Raw genomic sequence first — 20,499 nt, forward strand, 5'->3', positions numbered from 1 at the left:
AAAATTTTCAGTTTAAAGGGTTCTGAATACCGTCTGATTACTTTGTCGTTTTTGTACATAATGTTTAAAATTATGTAGCCTTTATTCAGGACGGGTCAAAATTACCTACAACGTGTTTGTGTATGGCTCGTTGCGGGAAATCCGTGAGGATTTTCCGCCGTAACCGAAAGATAGCAAATTGCAATGAATTTCGATTAGGAATTCAGCCGCAATGAGCTATACACGTTGTTGCCAGTAGTACTTTTTATCACGTTTTTAAATCAGTCAGTTGTCGAATTCAGATTTCAATTCAGTCAACAAGTTTTTTAATTCCTTAGTCCGCTTTTCATTAAATTCAGTCATACAAAGATTGTAAAAAGCTAAACCACCTTGGGCGCCATCTCTACTTTGGTATTCCGATATTTTGCATTTTCCTTCACAATATTGTTTCCATCCATTCTGGCTTTGAGTCAGATAGATTTTGTAATTATTAGAATCAGAAGTTCCTACGCTATCGAGAAATTCGATAGTTTCTCTGTACATTTTTTCTAGTTCAAATTTTGATTCAGACAAATTTATAGCAATATCATTTCTTACTTCAATCGTACTTTTTGATTGGTTGTCAATTGTGTCCGATTGAGCTTTGCATTGATTAAAAATCAGCATTGGTAGGAATAATAAAATCAGATTTAAATATTTAATCATTAGAGTTATTTTTCGTATTACTGGCAACGGTTTAAGCTATGAGTAGTTGCGTGGGTTAGCACTTAATTTTGCAAGTACACACCAAACTGAATCCCGAAGCTTCGGGACGCGAGGATTTTCAGAAGTAGGCGAGAACAAGCAATTATTTATAGCCATTGTTGTACTGCGTTTTTTATTCAGTTATCAATTCATTCTTTTTTATTTCCAGTCTTTCGGGATATTCTCCATTAAAGTACGAAACAACATTTTTAGTCAAAATAGCTTTATTACCTGCTTTAGGAATTGAGTCAGAATAATGAAAATATATTGTATCGTTTTTTAATTCAATAATTCCAGCATAAATATCTCCTTTTCGTTCTAATCCACGAGATTCAAATTCAAAAGTATTGTCTTTGTAAACTCTCAAATAAACCCAACCCAAAGGTGCTTCTCGGTCAGCCAAAAAAATTGTCTCTTTCTTTTCAGTCTGGTGGTTACAAGACACACAAATCAAAACCAAAATTCCGATAATTTTTTTCATTCTATACAAATTTGAATTTCATTAGTTGGAAGATAGTTTTGGAAAAAACCTAGTGTAATAAGGTTAGATTTTTTGACTTTTAAGTCCGAGGGATTTAAAAATTCAATTTCGTATGTTGCTCTTTTCGGGATGTCAACTGAAGCTATCTTTTTTGCTCTTTTTCCAAAAGCAAAAGATTGAATTCTCCAAAACGTTTCTCTTGGTTTAATGATAGTTTCTCCGTTTATTTCTCGTAGAATTAAAGAAAAGTTATTTGTAATTACTTTCCAACCGCCTAAAACTTTCAGACTGTAGATTCCAACTGGTAATTCCAATTGTTGGTTTTTGTCCAATATGTTAATTGGTTTTCTCATTTCTCAAATGCAGTACAACGGTCTCGGCTATGAGTAGTTGCGTTTGTTCGCATTCAACTTTACAAGTAAACACCAAACTGAAAATAACCGAGGATTTTCAGAAGTAGGTGAGAACAAGCAATTACTTATAGCCATTGTTGTGCGTTCGTTTTTATTTAATTAAATAGTCTAAAAGTTCAAATTTTTTAAGTCCAAAAGCAATTGCTAATAGCCAATAAATCACAAGAAATATTTTGACTCCTAGCTTCTCTGGTAGAACTCCAAAAAACTCCATTAAATGTTGTGGAAATTTTACTATGAAATCAATCCAGAATATTGGGTTAAATGACTCTCTGAATCTTTTTCTATAAACACCAATAGCTTCATTAAACCTATTTTGTACATTACCTACAATATCTTCTCTGCGATTGGTTAAATTATCAAAAACTGAAACACGAGTATTTGAAAAATTCCCATACCCCAAAAATTCTTGATGGATTACAGAAGAATCTTTAAGTCCAGCATCCTTGAATAGGGATTTTATTTCTTCTTTATTCTGAATGAATTTATAATCGTCTGTTCTAATATACTCTATATATTTATCATACAATTTTTTAATTCGTAAGTATTTATAAAGGTTAGTAATAAACCTTAGAAGCATAACTCCAACAAAAAAATATAATATATAATACCAATTCATTTAATTTATACTTTCGATTAATTCTATATCACTGTCCTCAAAAGCTGTCCATTCTCCAGAGTCATAATTTTTAGAATATAGTTCGTTTTCAGTTTTTTCCAAATACTCATTTTCCATTTTTTCAATTAATTCTTTCATTGTCTTGATTTTCTCTAGTTCATCGTCGTTGATAATTAAAGAACCAAAATTCTTCAAAGAATTTATATAAGCATATTCAGGTTTGTGTGTGCCAATTACATATTCGTCTAAATCTCCGCAACTACTTATTAAAAATTTAGAATCGGATTCTTTGATTTCTGTTAATAGAGATTTGATAGTCATTTCTCTTGAGAGCCTTTCCGCTCCAATCAAAAAAGGAATTGTCATGCCATATCTTCCTTTTTCATTGCACCAATAGTTAATTAATTTTTTCCAATTCATTTCTGTCTGTTGGTTTTACTCAAATGACGCACAACATGCGAATAAACGCTATTGCGTTTATTTACAATTTATCGTTTATCCAAATATAAGGAATCTAAAGGATTTTTTATTTTTTTTAATTGATGGCTAGCCACGTGGGTATAAATTTCTGTCGTTTTGGTGGTTTTATGTCCTAAAAGCTGTTGAATGTACCTTAAATCTACACCATCTTCCAATAAATGGGTGGCAAAACTGTGCCGTAACATATGGGGGCTTACTTTTTGCAAGATTCCGGCACGTGATGCCGAACGTTTGACAATGTTGGCAACACTTGTAGCGCTATACTGGGTTCCTCGCTTACCTTCAAAAAGATATTTCTTAGGTTTCCACTCGCGGTAATACACCCTCAAATTAAAAAGGCTCTGTTTCGACAAAAGCGTGAACCTCTCCGTATTCCCCTTGGTATCTCTTATGTGTATTAAAAATCGCTTACTTTGGATATCTTGAGTTCGAGGTTTAAAAGCTCAGACCTCCTTAGGCCAGCACTGTACAATAATTCTAGGATACACTGGTGTTTAATATTATTCGTTTGCGCAAGCATCAATTTTATTTCATTTTTACTAAGTACCTTGGGTAACTTTTTGTGTTTCCGGGGCCTTTCCAATTCATAAAACCGATGGGGCATGCCCCGTACAATTTCATAGTAAAACTTAATGGCATTGATGTGCTGGTTAAGATAAGAGGGAGACATTCCCTTGCGTATAAGGTGTTGCAGGTAACGCCTAATGTCTTGTTCGTCCAGATGATTTACATTTCTTTCAGAATGATACGCCATAAACCTTTCAAAACAACTAATATAGACCTTAGCGGTATTTAGCGAATAGCCTTTTAATTCAAGCTTGTGCAAAAAGGATGGCGGACAACGATTTTCAGAATTGGAATCCGGGGCGAGGTAAGCTTGATAGCTAAATTTTTTGGAAGAAAGAGAGACAGGGCTACTTTTAAAAAACCTGGAGGTATCTACCCAAGCCTCTCCTTTAAAAACTTTAAAAACTAGTTTTAGGTGCTCCTTAGAGTTTACAACATAGCCTACCCCAAATTCTTCGGACCATTTATAAAAAGGGATATTTCGGCACAATTCTTCCATCTTTTTGTCGTGTTGATGCCTTATCCCTATACAGGCCCTCCCCTCTATAAATAGATGGATAATATAAACTACTTTTTTTAAAGTGCTTCCCATACTACAAATTTCAGTTTATAAGCTGCATAAACCGTTTATTATACGTCTATTATCCGTTTATTATACGTATATTCAACATAAAAACACGGATATGCCTAGAAATTGTCCTGTATGTGGGGAAAAAATAAAAGGAAGATCAGATAAAAGATTCTGTAGCCCTACCTGTAAGAGCAGTTTCCATTACGACCGTAGGCTAGAAAACGAAAACCTTTACCATCAGGTAGACCGGCAATTAAAACTTAACCGAAAAATCTTAAAATCGATTAACCGTAAAGGCTATAGTACCGTTAACAAAAAAGATTTAAAAGAGGAAGGTTTCAACCCCAACTTTTTTACCCACTATTGGAAGAACAAACAGGAGGATGTCTATTTATTTGTTTATGAATACGGATTTTTGGATTTATCCAAGAAAAGTAATAAAGCCAAATACCTGGTAGTCACTTGGCAGGAATATATGGGGAAGTAATAATAAAAGTTAAAATTGAGATGGTAAATAAAACTAACGATACTCCAAAATATGTGGTTCGCGGTAGTCGTATTCGTCTAAGGTAAAGAGGTTATTAAAATTCCCATTAAAACGCATAATGTTTTGTCCTTGTCCCGGAATATTTGGAAACAGCGAAAACGAAAGTTTTATATTTTCAAAAACAAAGTAATCATTGCTAATTAAAAAACCGAATCCGAAACGGGTGTATAAATCATTTTTAAAAAACGGTTGAGGTTCTTCTCCAATAAATCCTAAATCGAAATTGATAAACGGACTCATCCGGAAGCCAATCCAACTAAAAGGGACATAGGATTGGGTTTGAAAATTAAATACGAATTTTCTAGTGCCAAAAACCTGTTCGCTGTTAAAACCTTCAATACCATAATATCCGCCTAAGTCCAGGCGGTCTTTAATAATATCTTTTCTATTGATCCCAATGGTCATATTGGTTTTTACAAATTGGCGCATGTACCAATTTCCGAAATGAAAAATAGGAGTGAAGTAAGTGCCTTGTGCTTTAAATAGGGATTGACTGGCTTGTCCGTTTCTAAAATAACTTCCGTATTGTAGATTTGCGGCGAGGTAACCAAAATCAGCAAAATAATTGGTTAACGTAAGGTCGACTCCCAAGTAAAAGTTGTTTTCTCCATTTTGCGATTGCACCCCAGAATGGAGAAAATAACTGTGGCCCACACCAATATCTTCAATATCCCCATTTCTAAAAATATACCGGTCACGAACATAGTTTACTTGCCGAATACCTACTGAACCGAGTTTTATATTTTGGTTAGAAAAAAAAGCCACCGAATCTACTTTCTCATTCGGTTTTTTTAGGTATTCTGTATTGGCATACCGCGCGGCTACAATAAAGTTGGTAGGGAGATCCCCTTTTTCAGTTCTTTTCTTTAACGGGATAGCATAGCCACCCCATATATTAAAACCTTCTGTTTTTAAAGGTTTTCTAATTATACTATCTAAATTTTGATCATAAAAATTTTCATAGTAGCGCCTTTTTTCTACACTTATTTCTCCTGCCCAGCGAGTTAAAGGTGAGTAGAAAGTACGATTAACACGGGCTAGGTTGAGGTATGATTGATCGATTTCAACATCCCTAAAAACTTCTGCATTAATATACGTGTTGTATAAATTTTGTGCTTTATAGCCTAAAGTAAAACCAACATTTTCTTGGTTTTTAAAGTCTTGTTTATAGGCCGTTGAATATTGATGCCCTAAACCAAAAAAGTTGTATTCCCGAACTCGAAGTTCCCCTTTATTGGCAGATATATCTCCGTCAACACCCAAGCTCCAGCTATCGAGTACGTAAATATGTAAATCTACAGAATCGGAAGCTTTTGAGATTTCTTCCGGTCTAATTAAAGTTCGACGAATAAAATTCCTTCTCCTTAATAAACGTTCCGATTCCAATACTAACAGCGAATCTAAAGGCGTATTTTCTTTGAGGAGGATTAATCCCTTTACGGTAAAAGCTTTGGTTTTGGCGTGAAGCGAATTTCCGAAATTATCAATTTTCCGTTGGGGTTTTACAGTGGTGTCTTTTTCGCTATACCCAAAAGGATCATAAGTGGTGATTTTTATGTTTCTTATAATTTTTCCTTGATAGTCTGAAAAATTACGGTTGAGCTGGTTTTCAATTTTATTATTGGCCTTTTTCTGGTTAGAAGGGTTCACCGGTTCGAACATTAACCCGTGAAGCATTTTTGTGAATTTAGAACTTTTAGACCTTTCCTGAAGTTTTTGGTAGAAATCTTGACTTCTCTTTAACTGAAGGGAATCTTGTTCTCCAATTACAGATAAGCTGTCCTTTTTTTGAGCAAAAAGGGGAATACAGAAAATAAAGCATAAGTAAACAGCGTACCTCAATTCACATATTCATTTAGAATGGAGCAAACATAGATAATTTTTCTTAATCGATATTAGTGATTAAGAATTGTTAACGCTTCTACTAACTAAAAATGCGTTGCCAGGATTAGCAACGCATTTTTTGAATTTTATAGGGCTGAATAATTTAGTCAACTTTTACTTCGTAACGCCAATCAAATTTATCTTCCGCCATATTGTACTGAATGTCTTGAAGTTTTGTTTTAAATTTTGATCCGTAAGAATTTTCAACTTTCGGTAATTCGTAATACTCTTCGTTAAAATCGAAGCCTAAGAAAGGAACAATCGTCGCAGCGGTTCCTGCGCCAAACACTTCTTTTAATTCTCCGTTTTTAGCAGCCTCTACAATTTCTTTAACTGCTACACGTCTTACTTCAACTTCTACACCATCATCTTCTGCTAAGGCAATAATACTTTTACGGGTAATCCCGTCTAAAATACGGTCGTTGGTAGGAGCGGTTAATAATTTATCGCCCACTCTAAAGAAAACATTCATCGTACCGCATTCTTCTAAATATTCGTGCGTGTTGGCATCTGTCCAAATCACTTGTTGGTAACCTTTCTCTTTTGCTAAATTGGTCGGGTAAAATTGCGCCGCATAATTTCCTGCAGCTTTAGCAAAACCTACTCCACCATCGGCAGAACGACTATATTGTTGAGCAATGGTTACTTTTACCGGAGAAGAATAATAAGCTTTTGCCGGACAGCAAATAATGATGAAACGATATTCACTGGAAGGCGAAGCAGAAACCCCATTTTCTGTACCAATTACAAAAGGTCTAATATAAAGGGAGTTTCCTTTTCCCGGTTTTATCCAATCTTTATCTAATTTTAAGATAGTCTCTAAAGCTTCGAAAAAGTATTCTTTAGGAAATTCAGGAATAGCTAAACGTTTTGCTGAAATATTAATTCGGTTAAAGTTCTGTTCAGGTCTAAACAACCAAACTTTTCCATCTTCATCCTTAAAAGCTTTCATTCCCTCAAAAACAGCTTGGCCATAATGAAAAACTTTAGAAGAAGGCTCCATAGGCATAGGACCGTAAGGGAGTACTTGTGGAGTTCCCCATTTTCCGTCTTTATAATCACAAATCATCATATGGTCAGAGCAAACTTTACCAAAACTTAAGTTGTCAAAGTCAACTTCATTAATTCTAGAATTTTTGGTTTTTGTAATTTCTATCATTTTACTCTGAGTTTCCATAATTGTGTGTTTTAAAATTTTTACAAAAGTATTAAATTAAAGATATTTGAAAAAATTCTAATATTCTTAAATTTGTATTAAATTAAATTCAGTTAAAGCTTATTTAAATTATGAAAAAAATAATATTCTTGGGTTCTCTTTTGTTATTTTTCGCTTGCAAGGAGAATAAATCTTCAACTTCACAAGAAAAAGAAGTGGTAAATGAAGAAACAGAAACTTCACAAGAAACCAATTTTGTAGGTTTGGGAGAAGAAATAGAAGCCTCAAATGCTATTTCTGCGTCAGCGATGAAAGAAAAATTTCAGCAAATGCAAGTCGGAGATACCTTACAAGTAAAGTTTAAAGCCGAAGTAGATAAGGTGTGTAAGAAAAAAGGATGTTGGATGACCTTGAAACTGGATGATTCTTTACGTTCATTTGTGCGGTTTAAAGATTATGGATTTTTTGTTCCTTTAAATTCTGAAAATCGAGAAACCATTGTGGAAGGAAAAGCTTTTGTTACGGAAACATCTGTGGAAGAATTAAGGCATTATGCCCAAGATGCCGGAAAAAGTGAAGAAGAAATTGCAGCCATTACAGAACCTGAAAAAGAATATGCATTTATGGCTACCGGTGTTTTAATGGAAGAAGCTAAAGCAAAATAATGTACAAAGCTTTATTTTTTTTGATGATACTTGGCCTTTTAAGTTGTAAAGAAGAAAAAGCAAGTATCTCTTCTACAGAAAAAACAGTTACTGTAAAAGAGCCATTACAAATGTATCAACTTTCAGAAATGGCTTCTTTTATGGAAGATATGTATGTAGCCCATGAACACATCAAGGAAAAAGCCTTAAAGGGAGAAGCACCCGATACACTGCCTTATGATTTGAGTAAACTACATACTGCCACCTTTACAGATGCTGCTGATAATGATGAAACCTACCAACGTATGGCGAACGTTTTTATTGAATATGAAGAGCAAATGGTAGAAGACCCTGAGCATATTAAGCAGCATTATAATAATTCAGTGAAACTTTGTATTTCCTGCCACCAATTAAAATGTACCGGACCTATCCCAAGAATTAAGAAACTCCTGATCAACTAATTTTGAAAAGAGAAATTATTACCACCTCAGATGGCTCAACGACTATTCATATTCCTGAATGGAACGAGCAATATCACTCTAAGCACGGTGCTGTACAAGAAGCTTATCACGTTTTTATAGAAAGCGGGCTGTTTCATTTTATCAGTCAGTTTAACAAGACACCTATTCAAATTTTAGAAATAGGTTTTGGTACAGGTTTAAATGCGCTCATTACATTCTTGGAAGCCGAAAAAAATAATTTATCGATCGATTATACTGGGGTAGAAGCTTATCCTGTTAGTGAAAAAGAATTAGAGCAACTCAATTATTCTGCTTTATTCGAACATGAAAAAGCAGGAACTTACTTTAAAGCTTTACATCAAGCCTCTTGGGAAACTACACATCAACTAACCGATTTCTTTAGCTTTGAAAAGCAGCAAAAGTTTTTTCAAGAAATTGTAGCCACACAAGAATTTGATCTTATTTATTTTGATGCTTTTGGCGCACGGGTGCAACCAGAATTATGGGAAGAACCTATTTTTCAAAAAATGTATAATGCTTTAAAACCTAATGGAATATTGACTACCTATTCTGCCAAAGGAAGTGCAAAAAGGGCGATGCTTAGCGTAGGGTTTGAAGTAGAAAAAATTCCAGGTCCTCCCGGAAAACGAGAAATGTTAAGGGCGCGAAAGGCATAATATGCCGACGAACGTCAAACAAATGATAAATAAGTGCCAACTGTTGTTAAACCTCTATTAATTTGGATAAAAATTACTAGCTTATCCCTAACTTAAAATAAAAAACATGAAAGTTTTAATTACAGGAGCAACAGGCCTCGTTGGTTCTGAGCTAGTGAAACTTTGCAAAAAAGAGAATATTGCCGTAAACTACTTAACCACCTCTAAAGAAAAAATAAAAAATCAACCGGGCTATTGTGGTTTCTATTGGAATCCTAAAAAAGGGAAAATAGACAAAGCCTGCCTTGAAGGAGTAGATAAAGTAATAAATCTAGTAGGAGCAAGTGTTTCTAAGCCTTGGACAGCCTCTCATAAAAAGGCAATTATCAATAGCAGAATAGATTCTGCTAATTTATTGCTGAAGACACTTAAGGAAAACGATCATCAAATTTCTCAAATCGTTTCAGCCAGTGCCATTGGTTATTACCCAGATTCCCTCACTACTTTATATGATGAAGATTACCCCAAAGCTGCGGATAATTTTTTGGGTAAAGTAGTCACTAAATGGGAAGCAGCTGTAGATCAGTTTGAAGAAGAAGGTTTGGAAGTGGCTAAGATAAGAATTGGTTTGGTGTTATCTGAAAAAGGTGGTGCCTTGGAGCAAATTAAAAAACCAATTGAGAATTATGTAGGAGCTCCATTAGGTTCAGGAAAACAATGGCAATCGTGGATTCATCTAGAAGATTTAGCAAGAATCTTTCTGTTTGCCATTCAGAAAAACCTAGATGGGGTGTATAATGGAGTAGCTCCTAATCCTGTTACCAATAAAAGGCTTACTTATGCTATTGCCAAAAAACTAAACCGTCCTTTAGTGTTGCCGAATGTACCGAAGTTTGCTTTAAAACTTGCCTTGGGTGAGCGTTCCAGTTTAGTATTGGCGAGTCAGCTGGTAAGTAATGCTAAATTAGATGCCGTAGGCTTTATCTATTATTATAACCATATAGGTCCGGCATTAGAGGATTTAATATAAAAAAAATCCCCACAGAATTCTGTAGGGATTTTTATAAATTTATTTACTTCAATTTTAAGCTTTCTTAGCTTTTACCATCAATTGTAGCTCGATATCATCGCTAATTACGTTATCTCCTACAAGATTGTCAAAAACAGATTTAGAACCATAGTTAACATCCCAATCAGTTCTGTCAATAGTAAAAGGTTCACTAGTAATTTTTATTTCAGAACCATCGTTGTTGATATCCATATTTACAGGAATAGCAATACTTTTTGTTTTTTCTTTTAAAGTTAAATTTCCGGTAAGCCAGTTTTTACCTTCTTTCATTTCGAATCCGGTTACTTCAAAAGTAGCTTCTGGGTATTCTTGAACGTTAAAGAAATCTCCTTCTTTACCTTCTACAGTTCCCATTAAGTGAGCTTCTAAATTTTTTGCTTTTTCACCTTCTAAATCTTCAGCAGTAATAGTCTTCATATCAACTACAACTTTACCACCTTCAATGGCACCATCCATTACTTTAAATTCACCTTCAGCAATATCAATAGATCCATTGTGTCCGCCGCCTACAGGTTTAGTACCTTTCCATTTAATAGTAGATTCGTCTGTTAACACATCAAAGTTGACAGCTTCTTCACTAGCTTGGGTTACTTCTTCTGCTTCTTTAGCTTCCGTTTCATTTTTTGCTTCATTCTTGCAAGAAATCATAGACATTCCTATTGTTGCAAAAACAAATACATTTAAAAATACTTTTTTCATTTTGAGAATAATTTGGTTTGATAAAATTTAACAAGCAAAAATACTATAAGCATCATATCTATTTCTTAAATAATTATTAAAAATAAATAATGACATTTTGACATTTACTTAGAATTGGCAATAGATTTGACACATACAGATTAAAATAAAAGAAGACAACCACTATGAGTAAAGATAAAGACCTAAATAAAGAAGAGGAAACTCTAAAAGATAACTTAGAGGAAACCATCGAAGATGCAATAAATGAAGTAGAAGAGCAGAAAAACGAAGGCCATAAAGAAGAGCTCTCTGAAACTGAACAGCTAAAACAGGAAGTGCAAAAAGAAAAAGATAAGTTTTTACGTCTTTTTGCTGAATTTGAAAATTATAAAAGGCGAACCAGTAAGGAACGTGTAGAATTATTTAAAACTGCCAGCCAAGAAGTGATGTTGGCGATGCTTCCGGTATTAGATGATTTTGACAGAGCTTTAAAAGAGATTGAAAAAAGCGAAGATAAAAACCTTTTAAAAGGAGTGGAATTAATACATAATAAGTTTAGGGAAACCTTGAATAGTAAAGGTTTGGAGCCTATGAACGTGAAGCAGGGCGATACTTTTGATGCCGATCTTCACGAGGCTGTTACCCAAATTCCCGCTCCAGATAAAAAATTAAAAGGCAAGATTGTAGATGTTGTTGAAAGAGGATATACCTTAGGAGAAAAAATTATTAGATATCCTAAAGTAGTGACCGGGAAGTAAGCAACTTGTGTTAAGAATTTTGAAAATTTGTATTGATGAAAGAAGATTATTACGACATATTAGGGATTAGTAAAAGTGCTAGTGCGGCAGAGATTAAAAAAGCTTATCGAAAAATGGCAATTAAATACCATCCAGATAAAAATCCGGATGATAAAGAAGCCGAAGAAAAGTTTAAAAAATCTGCAGAAGCCTACGAAGTACTAAGCAATCCTGACAAAAGAGCACGTTATGACCAAATGGGGCATGCAGCTTTTGATGGTTCAGGTGGCTTTGGTGGCGGAGGTATGAATATGGACGATATCTTCAGTCAGTTTGGTGATATTTTCGGTAGCGCTTTTGGAGGCGGTGGCGGATTCTCCGGCTTCGGAGGCTTTGGCGGTGGCGGTCAACGTCGTGCTAAAGGAAGTAATTTAAGGATTCGTGTAAAGCTTACCTTAGAAGAAATTGCTACCGGAGTAGAGAAGAAAATTAAAGTAAAGCGGAAAATACAAGCTCCGGGCACCACTTACCAAACATGTCCTACCTGTAAAGGAACTGGTCAAGTTACCCGTGTAACCAATACCATTTTAGGAAGAATGCAAACAGCATCTCCATGTCAATCCTGTGGTGGTAGCGGTCAGATTATCGATAAAAAGCCAAGTGATGCAGATGCACAAGGACTTTTGTTAAAAGAAGAAACCGTAGCTATCAAAATACCCGCCGGTATCGTTGAAGGAATGCAACTAAAAGTAAGTGGTAAAGGTAACGAAGCACCAGGCAATGGGATTGCGGGAGATTTATTGGTAGCCATTGAAGAAAAAGAACATGACTATCTACAGCGCGAAGGAGATAACCTGCATTACGATTTATACATTAGCTTTTCTGAAGCAGCTTTAGGTGTTTCTAAAGAGATACAAACCGTTAGTGGAAAAGTGAGAATTAAAATTGATGCCGGTGTACAAAGCGGTAAAATTTTAAGATTGAGAGGAAAAGGAATTCCTAGTATAAACGGTTATGGAAGTGGTGATTTGTTAGTTCATGTAAATGTTTGGACGCCTAAAACCCTTTCTAAAGACCAAAAGGAATTTTTTGAAAGAATGCATGGGGATGAAAACTTTGAACCAAATCCCGAAAAAAGCGACAAATCATTTTTTGAAAAAGTTAAAGATATGTTTTCATAAAAGCTTTAATTAACAAAATTTTATATATCTTTGAATATCACTATTTAATTATGGTGATATTTTTCTTTTTCATAGCAATTTTTTCCCATCCTTAATTCTATCATTTTAAGGGTGGGTTTTGTTTTTTAATAGGTACTATACGTTTTCATTTACAATCAAATCATTACTTTTACAGCTTAAATAAAAGGTATGAATAACCTCTTAGTAGCAGAAAATGTTTCTAAAAAGTACGGTGATTTCACTGCACTTAACCAATTATCCATCGAAGTTCCCAAGCAAAGTATCTTTGGTATTTTAGGTCCCAATGGGGCCGGAAAAACTACATTTATTAGAATTATTAATCAAATTACGATGCCAGATACCGGTAAAGTGTGGTTAGATAATGAGCCTTTGCAAGCCCACCACATTCAGTATATTGGTTATTTGCCCGAAGAACGTGGGCTTTATAAAAGCATGAAAGTGGGTGAGCAGGTTTTATACTTAGCACAACTTAAAGGACTTTCTAAAGCTGAAGCTAAAAAGCGCTTAAAGTTTTGGTTTGAGCGTTTGGAGATTGGTGATTGGTGGAATAAAAAGATACAAGAGCTTTCCAAGGGGATGGCACAAAAAATACAATTTATAGTTACCGTTTTACACCGCCCCAAACTTTTAATTTTCGATGAACCTTTTAGTGGTTTCGATCCGGTAAATGCCAATTTAATTCGGGATGAAATTTTAAAACTGCGTGACGAAGGAGCCACCATTTTATTTTCTACCCATAGGATGGAAAGTGTAGAAGAACTTTGTGATTATATGGCACTTATCCATAAATCCAATAAATTATTGGATGGAAAAGTTTCTACTATCAAAAAACAATTCAAATCTAACACTTATGAAGTGGGGATTGAAGTAGGGGAAGCTGCGGTTTTTAAAAACCTACTTCAAGAAAAATTTCAATTTGAAGAAACTTTTTTTCATAGCATTCATCACGACTTACAATTGAATATTAAAATTAAAGAAGCTCATACTCAAAATGATTTGCTTCAATTTTTAATGGCCCACGGCCGCATCAATCACTTTAAAGAAGTGATTCCTTCTGTAAGCGATATCTTTATCAAAACTATCACCTCTCATGCGTAATTTAAAACTGATTATTCTTCGGGAATATTTAGCAAGGGTTAGAAATAAAACCTTTGTCATTATGACATTTTTAAGTCCTATTATCATGGTATGCATGATTGTATTGGTGGCTTATTTGAGTAATTTAAATTCAGATGACAGTAAGATTATCGCCATTCATGATGAAAACAATACCTTTTATAAGGAATTCCCATCGACAGATAATATCACCTATTTAGACTATTCTTCCCTTCCTATAGAAGTTGCTTTAGATTCGATTGAAAAAAAAGATTATTATGGTTTATTGTTTTTTCCCAAGAGTGAAGACAATCAATATTTGTCTAATCATGTAGAATTTTTTGCTAATAAAGCGCCGGGAATTTCTTTCATTTCAGACATAGAAGGTAAAATTTCTACCGTCTTAACCAATAAAGAACTTCAGCAACGAGGGGTTGATGTCAACGAAATCAATAACTCGAAAACCAATGTCAACCTTCAGATTGAAAATTTTTCAGGAGAAGAAACCTCTAAACTCTCTAATTATGTAAAGATGTTTTTTGGAGGTGCCGCTGGTTATTTACTTATGATGTTCATTATTATCTATGGAAATATGGTGATGCGCAGCGTAATAGAAGAAAAGACCAACCGAATTATTGAGGTCATTATCTCTTCGGTGAAACCTATGCAACTGATGATTGGAAAGATTTTAGGGACAAGTTTTGCAGGAATTACACAGTTTGCCATTTGGATTTTCTTTGGTGGGATATTGTTATTCACGGTTACTACAGTTTTTGGCATAGATTTACAAGCTAGTGCTCCGGTTTCTCCAACACAAATGGATGCCGGATCACAGGAAGAAATTCAAAAAATAATTCTAGATATTCTTAATCTGCCTCTAGCAAAACTCATTTTCTGTTTTCTTATTTATTTTATTGGCGGTTACTTTTTATATAGTTCAGTTTACGCTGCTATCGGTGCTGCCGTAGATAACGAAACCGATACTCAACAATTTATGTTCCCCATTATTGTCCCGCTAATGCTAGGGATTTACGTTGGGTTCTTTTCTGTGATTAGTGATCCACACGGGGTGGTAAGTACCGTTTTTTCTTATATTCCGTTAACCTCGCCGGTGGTAATGCTAATGCGTATTCCATTTGGAGTAGCGTGGTGGGAAATTCTACTTTCTATGGCGATTTTAGTGCTTTCCATTTTTGTTTTAGTCTGGGTAGCTGCTAAAATTTACCGAGTGGGGATTTTAATGTACGGTAAAAAGCCTACTTATAAAGAATTATATCGCTGGATGAAATATTAATGACTTTGGAAAATTCCCCAAAATAAAGTTAAGACATATAATATTTAAGAAGCTTTCTCTTAAATTGGTCGCTTACTAATACCTATTTATGAGGAATAGTCCATCTAAAATTTTAGCTGTCCTACTATGCTTTATAGGATGTTTTGCCGTTGCGCAAACTTCAGATTTAGCAAGGATAGAATATTTAAGAATACCATTTTCCAAAGGAAAACAATCCCTGAATAGATTTAGAGCTTTATTACAAGCACCTATTCCCATAAAAGAGGATTATCTGGTATTTGGATTTGAATATCGCTACCTGGATTTGGATTTTGAAAAAGATGTTCCTTTTGATCCTACTATTATTGGCAATACTCAACGTATTGAAGGAACGGTGGGTTATGTGAAAAAAATTAAAAATACCAATTGGAGAATTGCCGCTAAGACAGGAGTACGTTTTGCCTCTAATTTTGAGCGATCTCTAACCAATGATGATGTTATTTATTTAGGGGCTATCTATGCTATTAATAATGTGAGGAATTTAGACGAAAATGAAGTAGTCATTGGGAAACCCTATCGCTGGATTTTTGGGTTGATTTACACCTCAACCCCCGGAAGAAATTATCCCATTCCCTTAATTAATTATTATCGGGAAATCAATGAAACTTGGTCGTATACCGCAGGAGTTCCTAAATCCTTAATAAGGTATAGTTTTAATGATAAGAACCACTTACAGGCGTTTGTCACCTTAGATAATTTCTTTGCTAATATTCAGGATAATATTCGTATTCCCAATAATTCTAAGGTAGGAGAAAATATTTCGATGACCAATGTGGTATTAGGATTAGGGTATGAACATTATTTTACCGATCATTTGTTGTATTATTGTTATGCCGGTTACACTCTTTATAATGAATATAGAATTAGGGATAATAATCGGGATGATGTTTTTGTTATTGAAAACGATAATACATTTTACATAAGAAGTGGACTAAAATTTAAAATATAATGATGTCTAAAATATTAGTTATTGAAGACGAAGCAGCCATTAGAAGGGTGCTCAAGAAAATACTAACAGAAGAAAGTAAAGATTACATAGTGGAAGAAGCCGAAGATGGTCTAGAAGCTATGGAAAAAATAAAAGAAGAAGATTACGATTTAGTGCTTTGCGATATTAAAATGCCCAAAATGGATGGGGTGGAAGTACTGCAAGCTACCAAAAAAATAAAACCAGAAATACCTATCGTGATGATTTCTGGTCATGGCGATTTGGAAACGGCTGTAGATACCATGAAAATGGGAGCCTTTGATTATATTTCAAAACCGCCTGATTTAAACCGTTTGTTAAATACGGTAAGAATTGCACTAGACCGAAAAGAGTTAGTCACTGAAAATAAAAGGTTGAAAAAGAAAGTAGTGAAAAACTATCAAATGATTGGGGAGTCTAAAGAGATTAACCACATCAAAGAAATGATAGAAAAAGTAGCTCCTACCGAAGCACGTGTACTTATAACCGGAGAAAATGGAACCGGAAAAGAATTAGTTGCTCATTGGTTACATCAAAAAAGCGAACGGTCTAAAGGGCCGATGATTGAAGTGAATTGTGCTGCTATTCCTTCAGAATTAATAGAAAGTGAATTGTTTGGTCATGTAAAAGGAGCATTTACTTCTGCCAATAAAGATCGCGCAGGAAAATTTGAAGCCGCTAACGGTGGAACTATTTTTTTAGATGAAGTAGGAGACATGAGTTTGCCCGCACAAGCTAAAGTACTTCGGGCCTTACAAGAAAATAAAATTCAACGTGTAGGAAGTGATAAAGATATTAAAGTAAACGTTCGCGTAATAGCTGCGACCAATAAAGACCTTAAAAACGAGATTGAAGAGAAAAATTTTAGGGAAGATTTATACCATCGTTTAGCAGTTATCTTAATACAAGTACCTAAACTAAATGATAGAAGGGACGATATTCCGCTATTGGTTGAATATTTTACCAAAAAAGTAGCCGAAGAACAAGGTACACAAGAAAAAGAGTTTAGTAAAGACGCATTAAAACTCTTAAAAGAATACGATTGGACGGGAAATATCAGGGAGTTACGTAATGTTATTGAAAGATTAATTATCTTAGGTGGTAGTAAAATCGAGCAAAAAGATGTGGAACTCTTTGCCAGCAAATAAATTAAAAAGCACAGTTCTGTTTATAGTAACCCTCTTCGGAGGGTTTTCTGCTTTTTCTCAGAAAGCCATCGATTTTGGATTGGGAGCTACCATTAGTACCGGTTTGCAGGATGAATGGGCTATTCATTTAAAATCTCAATACCATTTCCATACTAAATGGAATACCTATGGAGAATATAATCTATTTTTTAGAAGGGATGTAATTGCTCAAAATACCGAAACCTATCACGCTTTTGGAGTAGGGGTAAATTATCAATTATGGGAAGTGTCGACCGCTAAAATTTATACAGGTTTAGGCTATACTGCCAATAATTTTCCCATTGATAAAAGGAATCCCGATACTTCTAAATTATTTGCCTCTACAGGAAATTTAAACCACGCTGCCCAATTAAAATTTTTAGGAACACTTCCTTTGGGAGAACATTTACATTTATTCGCAGAATACAATATCACCAGTTTTGGTAAACGTTACGATACTTTTACCTTTGGCTTTATCTATCGACTTTCAGAATAAATTATTTATTGTATTTGTCTTCGTGTTTGGTAGGATCATATTTCATAAAATACATGGTTTTTCCATCAGGCCGGTTCCAAGTATGAAATAAATCAAAACCAAACTTTTGGTATACAATCGTATTTCTTCGGGTTTGTGTTTCCGCATATAGCGGAAGATTATATTTATGGGCACGACGTAAAAACTCATCTTTCATCTCTTTACCTACTTGAGTGTCGGCGCCACGGGCATCTTTAGAAATTCCCCAAAACCAACAATATAGATAATCTTGATCTTTAGGGCGTTGGTTTTTAATATATTTTTGGTTCTTTAAAATTGTCGAAACATTTTTAAAACCGGTCACATTAAGAACCAATTTTATATTTTCAGTCATTTCCTTTATGAAGCTTGTTTTGCTGTTGCTATTTCTTAAAACAATAGCAATTCCCATCTCGTTGGAAGAAAGTACCAAAGCATCCTTATCAATGGCTTTGTTTACCATATGCCTTGCCAAATAATGAAAACGTGCATCACGATTCCCTCCTTTTTTTACAATTTGCATCGATGCTGGAGTTTCCTTTAAAATTTCGGTAACCCTGTCTATAATTACTTCTTTATCCAACTGAAAATATTTTAGGCTACAAATATAAACATTAACAACGATTTTTACTGTTTTTTTGTGGGTTACCAAGACAAGTTGGTCGGGCTTTACGCTATATCTTTTTTTGCCACTTATCAAAGCAAAAAAAGGATGTCGCTGCAATCCCTAACCCAAACTCTTCATCGAATTTTAAAAGAAACCTTAGCGTCATTCTGGACTTGATCCGGAATCTCATCCAGATTGGTTTAAAAACTCTTCAAGTTAATATTCAAAATTAAATTCAGCAATATTTCTTTTTAGATTGAAAAATCATATTAGACTTCTGCTAACATCAATTAACAAACATTTAGGCTAGGGATTTTCTATTCAAAACCATTTCAAATTATCTTTGAAAGACTAACAAATAACCCTGATGAATGGCAATTATAGGATCTTTAATTAAAAGTGCAATAGATGTAGCGGGCAATTTCAAGGCAGATGAAAATCCGGTTGAAAATCAAAAAAAAGTATTGCGAAAGTTATTGGAAAAAGCTAAAAATACAGCTTTCGGTAAATCTTATGGTTTTCAAAAAATATTAGATTCAGAAAATATAGAAGAAGCCTTTCAGCAACAAGTCCCTTATTTTGATTATCACCAAATGCAGGATCAATGGTGGCACAAATTGCACGAGGGCTTAGAAGATATTAGTTGGCCTGGAATCCCTTCCTATTATGCTTTAAGTTCAGGAACCACAGGGAAAACCAGTAAACGAATTCCCGTTACCGATGAAATGGTCGAAGCCATTCGACAAGCCGGGATCAAACAAGTAACAGCCCTTTCCAATTTTGATATGCCTTCAGATTTCTTTGAAAAAGAAATCATGATGTTAGGAAGCAGTACCAACTTACAAGAAAAAGACGGCCATTTAGAAGGGGAAATTAGCGGAATTAGCGCAAGTAATATTCCGTTTTGGTTTGAAGGTTATTACAAACCGGGAAAGGAAATCGCGCAAATTGACGATTGGGATGAGCGAGTGAAGCATATTGCAAAAAAAGCAAAGAATTGGGATATTGGTGCTTTAAGTGGTATCCCTTCTTGGATGGAACTGATGCTCAAGGAAGTGATTAGCTATCACAAGGTAAAAAACATTCATGAAGTTTGGCCTAACTTACAAGTGTACACTTCTGGTGGCGTTGCTTTTGAACCTTATGAAAAGAGTTTTCAAGCCTTAATGGGAAAACCCATTACCGTCATCGATACCTATTTAGCTTCCGAAGGATTTTTAGCCTGTCAAATGCGTCCGGAAACTTCTTCGATGGAGCTAGTCACCGATAATGGTGTGTATTTTGAGTTTGTGCCTTTTGAGCCGGAATATATTAATTCAGACGGTTCTTTATCACAAGATGCTCCCGTGAAAACTTTAGCCGAAGTTGAAAAAGACAAAGATTATGTATTACTAATTAGTACTGTTTCCGGTACGTGGCGTTATCTAATTGGTGATACCATCGCTTTTACCGATGTGGAAAGAGCAGAAATTAGAATTACGGGGAGAACCAAGTTTTTCTTAAATGTAGTGGGTTCTCAACTTTCCGTTAATAAAATGAATAAAGCCATTCAGGAGCTTGAAGAGCAATTTGATATTAAATTGCCGGAGTTTACGGTTGCAGCAGTTAAAATAGATGGTGAATTTCATCACGTTTGGCATATCGGAACCGATCAAGAAATTTCTGTTACTGAAGAAGAATTAGCAGAAGCTTTAGATAAAAATCTTCAGGAAGCCAATAAAAATTATAGCGTCGCTAGGTCTAAAGCTTTAAAAGGAGTGAAAGTAAATTTAGTACCGATGGAAATTTTCTATGAATGGAGTGGAGCTAATAAGAAAAAGGGAGGACAGGTAAAAATGGAAAAAGTAATGGGTGAAGAAAAATACGAAGAGTTTGAAGAATTTGTGAAGCAGAATTCTTAGGTTTTTATAAAACCTTATCTATGAGCCC

24 protein-coding genes are annotated in these 20,499 nt (G+C 34.7%); 13 read left to right on the forward strand and 11 right to left on the reverse strand.

The annotated features are described in order from the left end of the window. Positions 1-264: 264 nt before the first annotated feature. The 7 genes from FVB9532_RS18620 to FVB9532_RS20010 all read right to left on the reverse strand — a co-directional run bounded on the left by FVB9532_RS18620 (position 265) and on the right by FVB9532_RS20010 (position 3,875). Positions 265-684 carry a lysozyme inhibitor LprI family protein gene (locus FVB9532_RS18620; RefSeq protein ID WP_150546693.1) on the reverse strand — a complete coding sequence of 140 codons (420 nt, stop codon included), beginning with the start codon at positions 682-684 and terminating at the stop codon, positions 265-267. A gap of 172 nt (positions 685-856) precedes the next feature. Next, complete coding sequence (locus tag FVB9532_RS19565) at positions 857-1,204, reverse strand: hypothetical protein (protein ID WP_194716586.1); 348 nt, start codon at positions 1,202-1,204, stop codon at positions 857-859. Further along, positions 1,201-1,518 carry a hypothetical protein gene (locus tag FVB9532_RS18630; protein WP_150546695.1) on the reverse strand — a complete coding sequence of 106 codons (318 nt, stop codon included), beginning with the start codon at positions 1,516-1,518 and terminating at the stop codon, positions 1,201-1,203. The genes FVB9532_RS19565 and FVB9532_RS18630 overlap by 4 nt, the downstream gene beginning before the upstream one ends. Before the next feature lie 190 nt (positions 1,519-1,708). Then, positions 1,709-2,236, reverse strand: a complete 528-nt coding sequence (locus tag FVB9532_RS18635; RefSeq protein ID WP_150546696.1) for a hypothetical protein — start codon at positions 2,234-2,236, stop codon at positions 1,709-1,711. Beyond that, positions 2,237-2,656, reverse strand: a complete 420-nt coding sequence (locus FVB9532_RS18640) for a hypothetical protein (protein ID WP_150546697.1) — start codon at positions 2,654-2,656, stop codon at positions 2,237-2,239. A 68-nt stretch (positions 2,657-2,724) separates the two neighbouring features. Further along, positions 2,725-3,135 carry a tyrosine-type recombinase/integrase gene (locus tag FVB9532_RS20005; protein ID WP_194716590.1) on the reverse strand — a complete coding sequence of 137 codons (411 nt, stop codon included), beginning with the start codon at positions 3,133-3,135 and terminating at the stop codon, positions 2,725-2,727. Continuing rightward, positions 3,114-3,875, reverse strand: a complete 762-nt coding sequence (locus tag FVB9532_RS20010; RefSeq protein ID WP_194716587.1) for a tyrosine-type recombinase/integrase — start codon at positions 3,873-3,875, stop codon at positions 3,114-3,116. The genes FVB9532_RS20005 and FVB9532_RS20010 overlap by 22 nt, the downstream gene beginning before the upstream one ends. Positions 3,876-3,966: 91 nt before the next feature. Here FVB9532_RS20010 and FVB9532_RS18650 point away from each other — a divergent pair, with 91 nt between their 5' ends. Further along, positions 3,967-4,341, forward strand: coding sequence for a hypothetical protein (locus FVB9532_RS18650; protein ID WP_150546698.1), 375 nt, complete (start codon positions 3,967-3,969; stop codon positions 4,339-4,341). A gap of 33 nt (positions 4,342-4,374) precedes the next feature. Here FVB9532_RS18650 and FVB9532_RS18655 read toward each other — a convergent pair whose 3' ends face one another. Both FVB9532_RS18655 and FVB9532_RS18660 read right to left on the reverse strand, forming a co-directional pair. Beyond that, positions 4,375-6,243 (reverse strand): BamA/TamA family outer membrane protein, encoded by a 1,869-nt coding sequence (locus FVB9532_RS18655; RefSeq protein ID WP_150546699.1) that lies wholly within the window; start codon positions 6,241-6,243, stop codon positions 4,375-4,377. Between the two features lie 145 nt (positions 6,244-6,388). Then, a complete protein-coding gene (locus FVB9532_RS18660; protein WP_228482397.1) occupies positions 6,389-7,462 on the reverse strand; it encodes a branched-chain amino acid aminotransferase in 1,074 nt (357 codons plus the stop codon). 110 nt (positions 7,463-7,572) lie between these two features. Here FVB9532_RS18660 and FVB9532_RS18665 point away from each other — a divergent pair, with 110 nt between their 5' ends. From FVB9532_RS18665 to FVB9532_RS18680, 4 genes are all read left to right on the forward strand, one after another. Continuing rightward, complete coding sequence (locus FVB9532_RS18665; protein ID WP_150546700.1) at positions 7,573-8,106, forward strand: DUF4920 domain-containing protein; 534 nt, start codon at positions 7,573-7,575, stop codon at positions 8,104-8,106. Between the two features lie 20 nt (positions 8,107-8,126). Further along, the gene (locus FVB9532_RS18670) at positions 8,127-8,546 is read left to right on the forward strand and encodes a hypothetical protein (protein WP_150546701.1); all 420 of its coding nucleotides are present in this window, start codon (positions 8,127-8,129) and stop codon (positions 8,544-8,546) included. A gap of 2 nt (positions 8,547-8,548) precedes the next feature. Continuing rightward, entirely contained in the window at positions 8,549-9,223 is a 675-nt protein-coding gene (mnmD, locus tag FVB9532_RS18675) for a tRNA (5-methylaminomethyl-2-thiouridine)(34)-methyltransferase MnmC2 (protein ID WP_150546702.1), read from the forward strand. Between the two features lie 106 nt (positions 9,224-9,329). Continuing rightward, entirely contained in the window at positions 9,330-10,232 is a 903-nt protein-coding gene (locus FVB9532_RS18680; RefSeq protein WP_150546703.1) for a TIGR01777 family oxidoreductase, read from the forward strand. A 54-nt stretch (positions 10,233-10,286) separates the two neighbouring features. On the opposite strand, the gene FVB9532_RS18685 is transcribed toward FVB9532_RS18680, so the two are convergent. Then, positions 10,287-10,970: a YceI family protein gene (locus tag FVB9532_RS18685; RefSeq protein ID WP_150546704.1), complete on the reverse strand. Its 684-nt coding sequence runs from the start codon at positions 10,968-10,970 to the stop codon at positions 10,287-10,289. Positions 10,971-11,134: 164 nt separating this feature from the next. Here FVB9532_RS18685 and FVB9532_RS18690 point away from each other — a divergent pair, with 164 nt between their 5' ends. From FVB9532_RS18690 to FVB9532_RS18720, 7 genes are all read left to right on the forward strand, one after another. After that, complete coding sequence (locus tag FVB9532_RS18690) at positions 11,135-11,707, forward strand: nucleotide exchange factor GrpE (protein ID WP_150546705.1); 573 nt, start codon at positions 11,135-11,137, stop codon at positions 11,705-11,707. 35 nt (positions 11,708-11,742) lie between these two features. After that, positions 11,743-12,867: a molecular chaperone DnaJ gene (dnaJ, locus tag FVB9532_RS18695; protein WP_150546706.1), complete on the forward strand. Its 1,125-nt coding sequence runs from the start codon at positions 11,743-11,745 to the stop codon at positions 12,865-12,867. 189 nt (positions 12,868-13,056) lie between these two features. Beyond that, complete coding sequence (locus FVB9532_RS18700) at positions 13,057-13,986, forward strand: ABC transporter ATP-binding protein (RefSeq protein WP_150546707.1); 930 nt, start codon at positions 13,057-13,059, stop codon at positions 13,984-13,986. Then, positions 13,979-15,277, forward strand: a complete 1,299-nt coding sequence (locus FVB9532_RS18705; RefSeq protein ID WP_150546708.1) for an ABC transporter permease — start codon at positions 13,979-13,981, stop codon at positions 15,275-15,277. The genes FVB9532_RS18700 and FVB9532_RS18705 overlap by 8 nt, the downstream gene beginning before the upstream one ends. A gap of 88 nt (positions 15,278-15,365) precedes the next feature. Continuing rightward, positions 15,366-16,265: a DUF6268 family outer membrane beta-barrel protein gene (locus tag FVB9532_RS18710; protein ID WP_228482399.1), complete on the forward strand. Its 900-nt coding sequence runs from the start codon at positions 15,366-15,368 to the stop codon at positions 16,263-16,265. A gap of 2 nt (positions 16,266-16,267) precedes the next feature. Beyond that, positions 16,268-17,431: a sigma-54-dependent transcriptional regulator gene (locus FVB9532_RS18715; protein ID WP_150546709.1), complete on the forward strand. Its 1,164-nt coding sequence runs from the start codon at positions 16,268-16,270 to the stop codon at positions 17,429-17,431. Then, positions 17,418-17,945 (forward strand): porin family protein, encoded by a 528-nt coding sequence (locus FVB9532_RS18720; protein WP_150546710.1) that lies wholly within the window; start codon positions 17,418-17,420, stop codon positions 17,943-17,945. The genes FVB9532_RS18715 and FVB9532_RS18720 overlap by 14 nt, the downstream gene beginning before the upstream one ends. A 1-nt stretch (position 17,946) precedes the next feature. On the opposite strand, the gene FVB9532_RS18725 is transcribed toward FVB9532_RS18720, so the two are convergent. Continuing rightward, complete coding sequence (locus FVB9532_RS18725) at positions 17,947-18,546, reverse strand: Ldh family oxidoreductase (protein WP_150546711.1); 600 nt, start codon at positions 18,544-18,546, stop codon at positions 17,947-17,949. Between the two features lie 395 nt (positions 18,547-18,941). On the opposite strand from FVB9532_RS18725, the gene FVB9532_RS18730 reads away from it, so the two are divergent. Next, the gene (locus FVB9532_RS18730) at positions 18,942-20,471 is read left to right on the forward strand and encodes a GH3 family acyl-acid amido synthetase (RefSeq protein WP_150546712.1); all 1,530 of its coding nucleotides are present in this window, start codon (positions 18,942-18,944) and stop codon (positions 20,469-20,471) included. Positions 20,472-20,499 lie beyond the last annotated feature (28 nt).

The sequence above is a fragment of the Mesonia oceanica genome (genome assembly GCF_902499555.1).
GTDB classification, from domain to species: domain Bacteria; phylum Bacteroidota; class Bacteroidia; order Flavobacteriales; family Flavobacteriaceae; genus Mesonia; species Mesonia oceanica.

Bases quoted from the DNA above. Each gene is read 5' to 3' on its own strand.
- FVB9532_RS18665 (WP_150546700.1), top strand. From the start codon at position 7,573: ATGAAAAAAATAATATTCTTGGGTTCTCTTTTGTTATTTTTCGCTTGC.
- FVB9532_RS18635 (WP_150546696.1), bottom strand. From the start codon at position 2,236: ATGAATTGGTATTATATATTATATTTTTTTGTTGGAGTTATGCTTCTA.
- FVB9532_RS19565 (WP_194716586.1), bottom strand. From the start codon at position 1,204: ATGAAAAAAATTATCGGAATTTTGGTTTTGATTTGTGTGTCTTGTAAC.
- FVB9532_RS18730 (WP_150546712.1), top strand. From the start codon at position 18,942: ATGGCAATTATAGGATCTTTAATTAAAAGTGCAATAGATGTAGCGGGC.
- dnaJ (WP_150546706.1), top strand. From the start codon at position 11,743: ATGAAAGAAGATTATTACGACATATTAGGGATTAGTAAAAGTGCTAGT.
- FVB9532_RS18700 (WP_150546707.1), top strand. From the start codon at position 13,057: ATGAATAACCTCTTAGTAGCAGAAAATGTTTCTAAAAAGTACGGTGAT.
- FVB9532_RS18710 (WP_228482399.1), top strand. From the start codon at position 15,366: ATGAGGAATAGTCCATCTAAAATTTTAGCTGTCCTACTATGCTTTATA.
- FVB9532_RS18620 (WP_150546693.1), bottom strand. From the start codon at position 684: ATGATTAAATATTTAAATCTGATTTTATTATTCCTACCAATGCTGATT.
- FVB9532_RS18690 (WP_150546705.1), top strand. From the start codon at position 11,135: ATGAGTAAAGATAAAGACCTAAATAAAGAAGAGGAAACTCTAAAAGAT.
- FVB9532_RS18715 (WP_150546709.1), top strand. From the start codon at position 16,268: ATGTCTAAAATATTAGTTATTGAAGACGAAGCAGCCATTAGAAGGGTG.
- FVB9532_RS18685 (WP_150546704.1), bottom strand. From the start codon at position 10,970: ATGAAAAAAGTATTTTTAAATGTATTTGTTTTTGCAACAATAGGAATG.
- FVB9532_RS18705 (WP_150546708.1), top strand. From the start codon at position 13,979: ATGCGTAATTTAAAACTGATTATTCTTCGGGAATATTTAGCAAGGGTT.
- FVB9532_RS18650 (WP_150546698.1), top strand. From the start codon at position 3,967: ATGCCTAGAAATTGTCCTGTATGTGGGGAAAAAATAAAAGGAAGATCA.
- FVB9532_RS18660 (WP_228482397.1), bottom strand. From the start codon at position 7,462: ATGGAAACTCAGAGTAAAATGATAGAAATTACAAAAACCAAAAATTCT.
- FVB9532_RS20010 (WP_194716587.1), bottom strand. From the start codon at position 3,875: ATGGGAAGCACTTTAAAAAAAGTAGTTTATATTATCCATCTATTTATA.
- FVB9532_RS18640 (WP_150546697.1), bottom strand. From the start codon at position 2,656: ATGAATTGGAAAAAATTAATTAACTATTGGTGCAATGAAAAAGGAAGA.
- FVB9532_RS18680 (WP_150546703.1), top strand. From the start codon at position 9,330: ATGAAAGTTTTAATTACAGGAGCAACAGGCCTCGTTGGTTCTGAGCTA.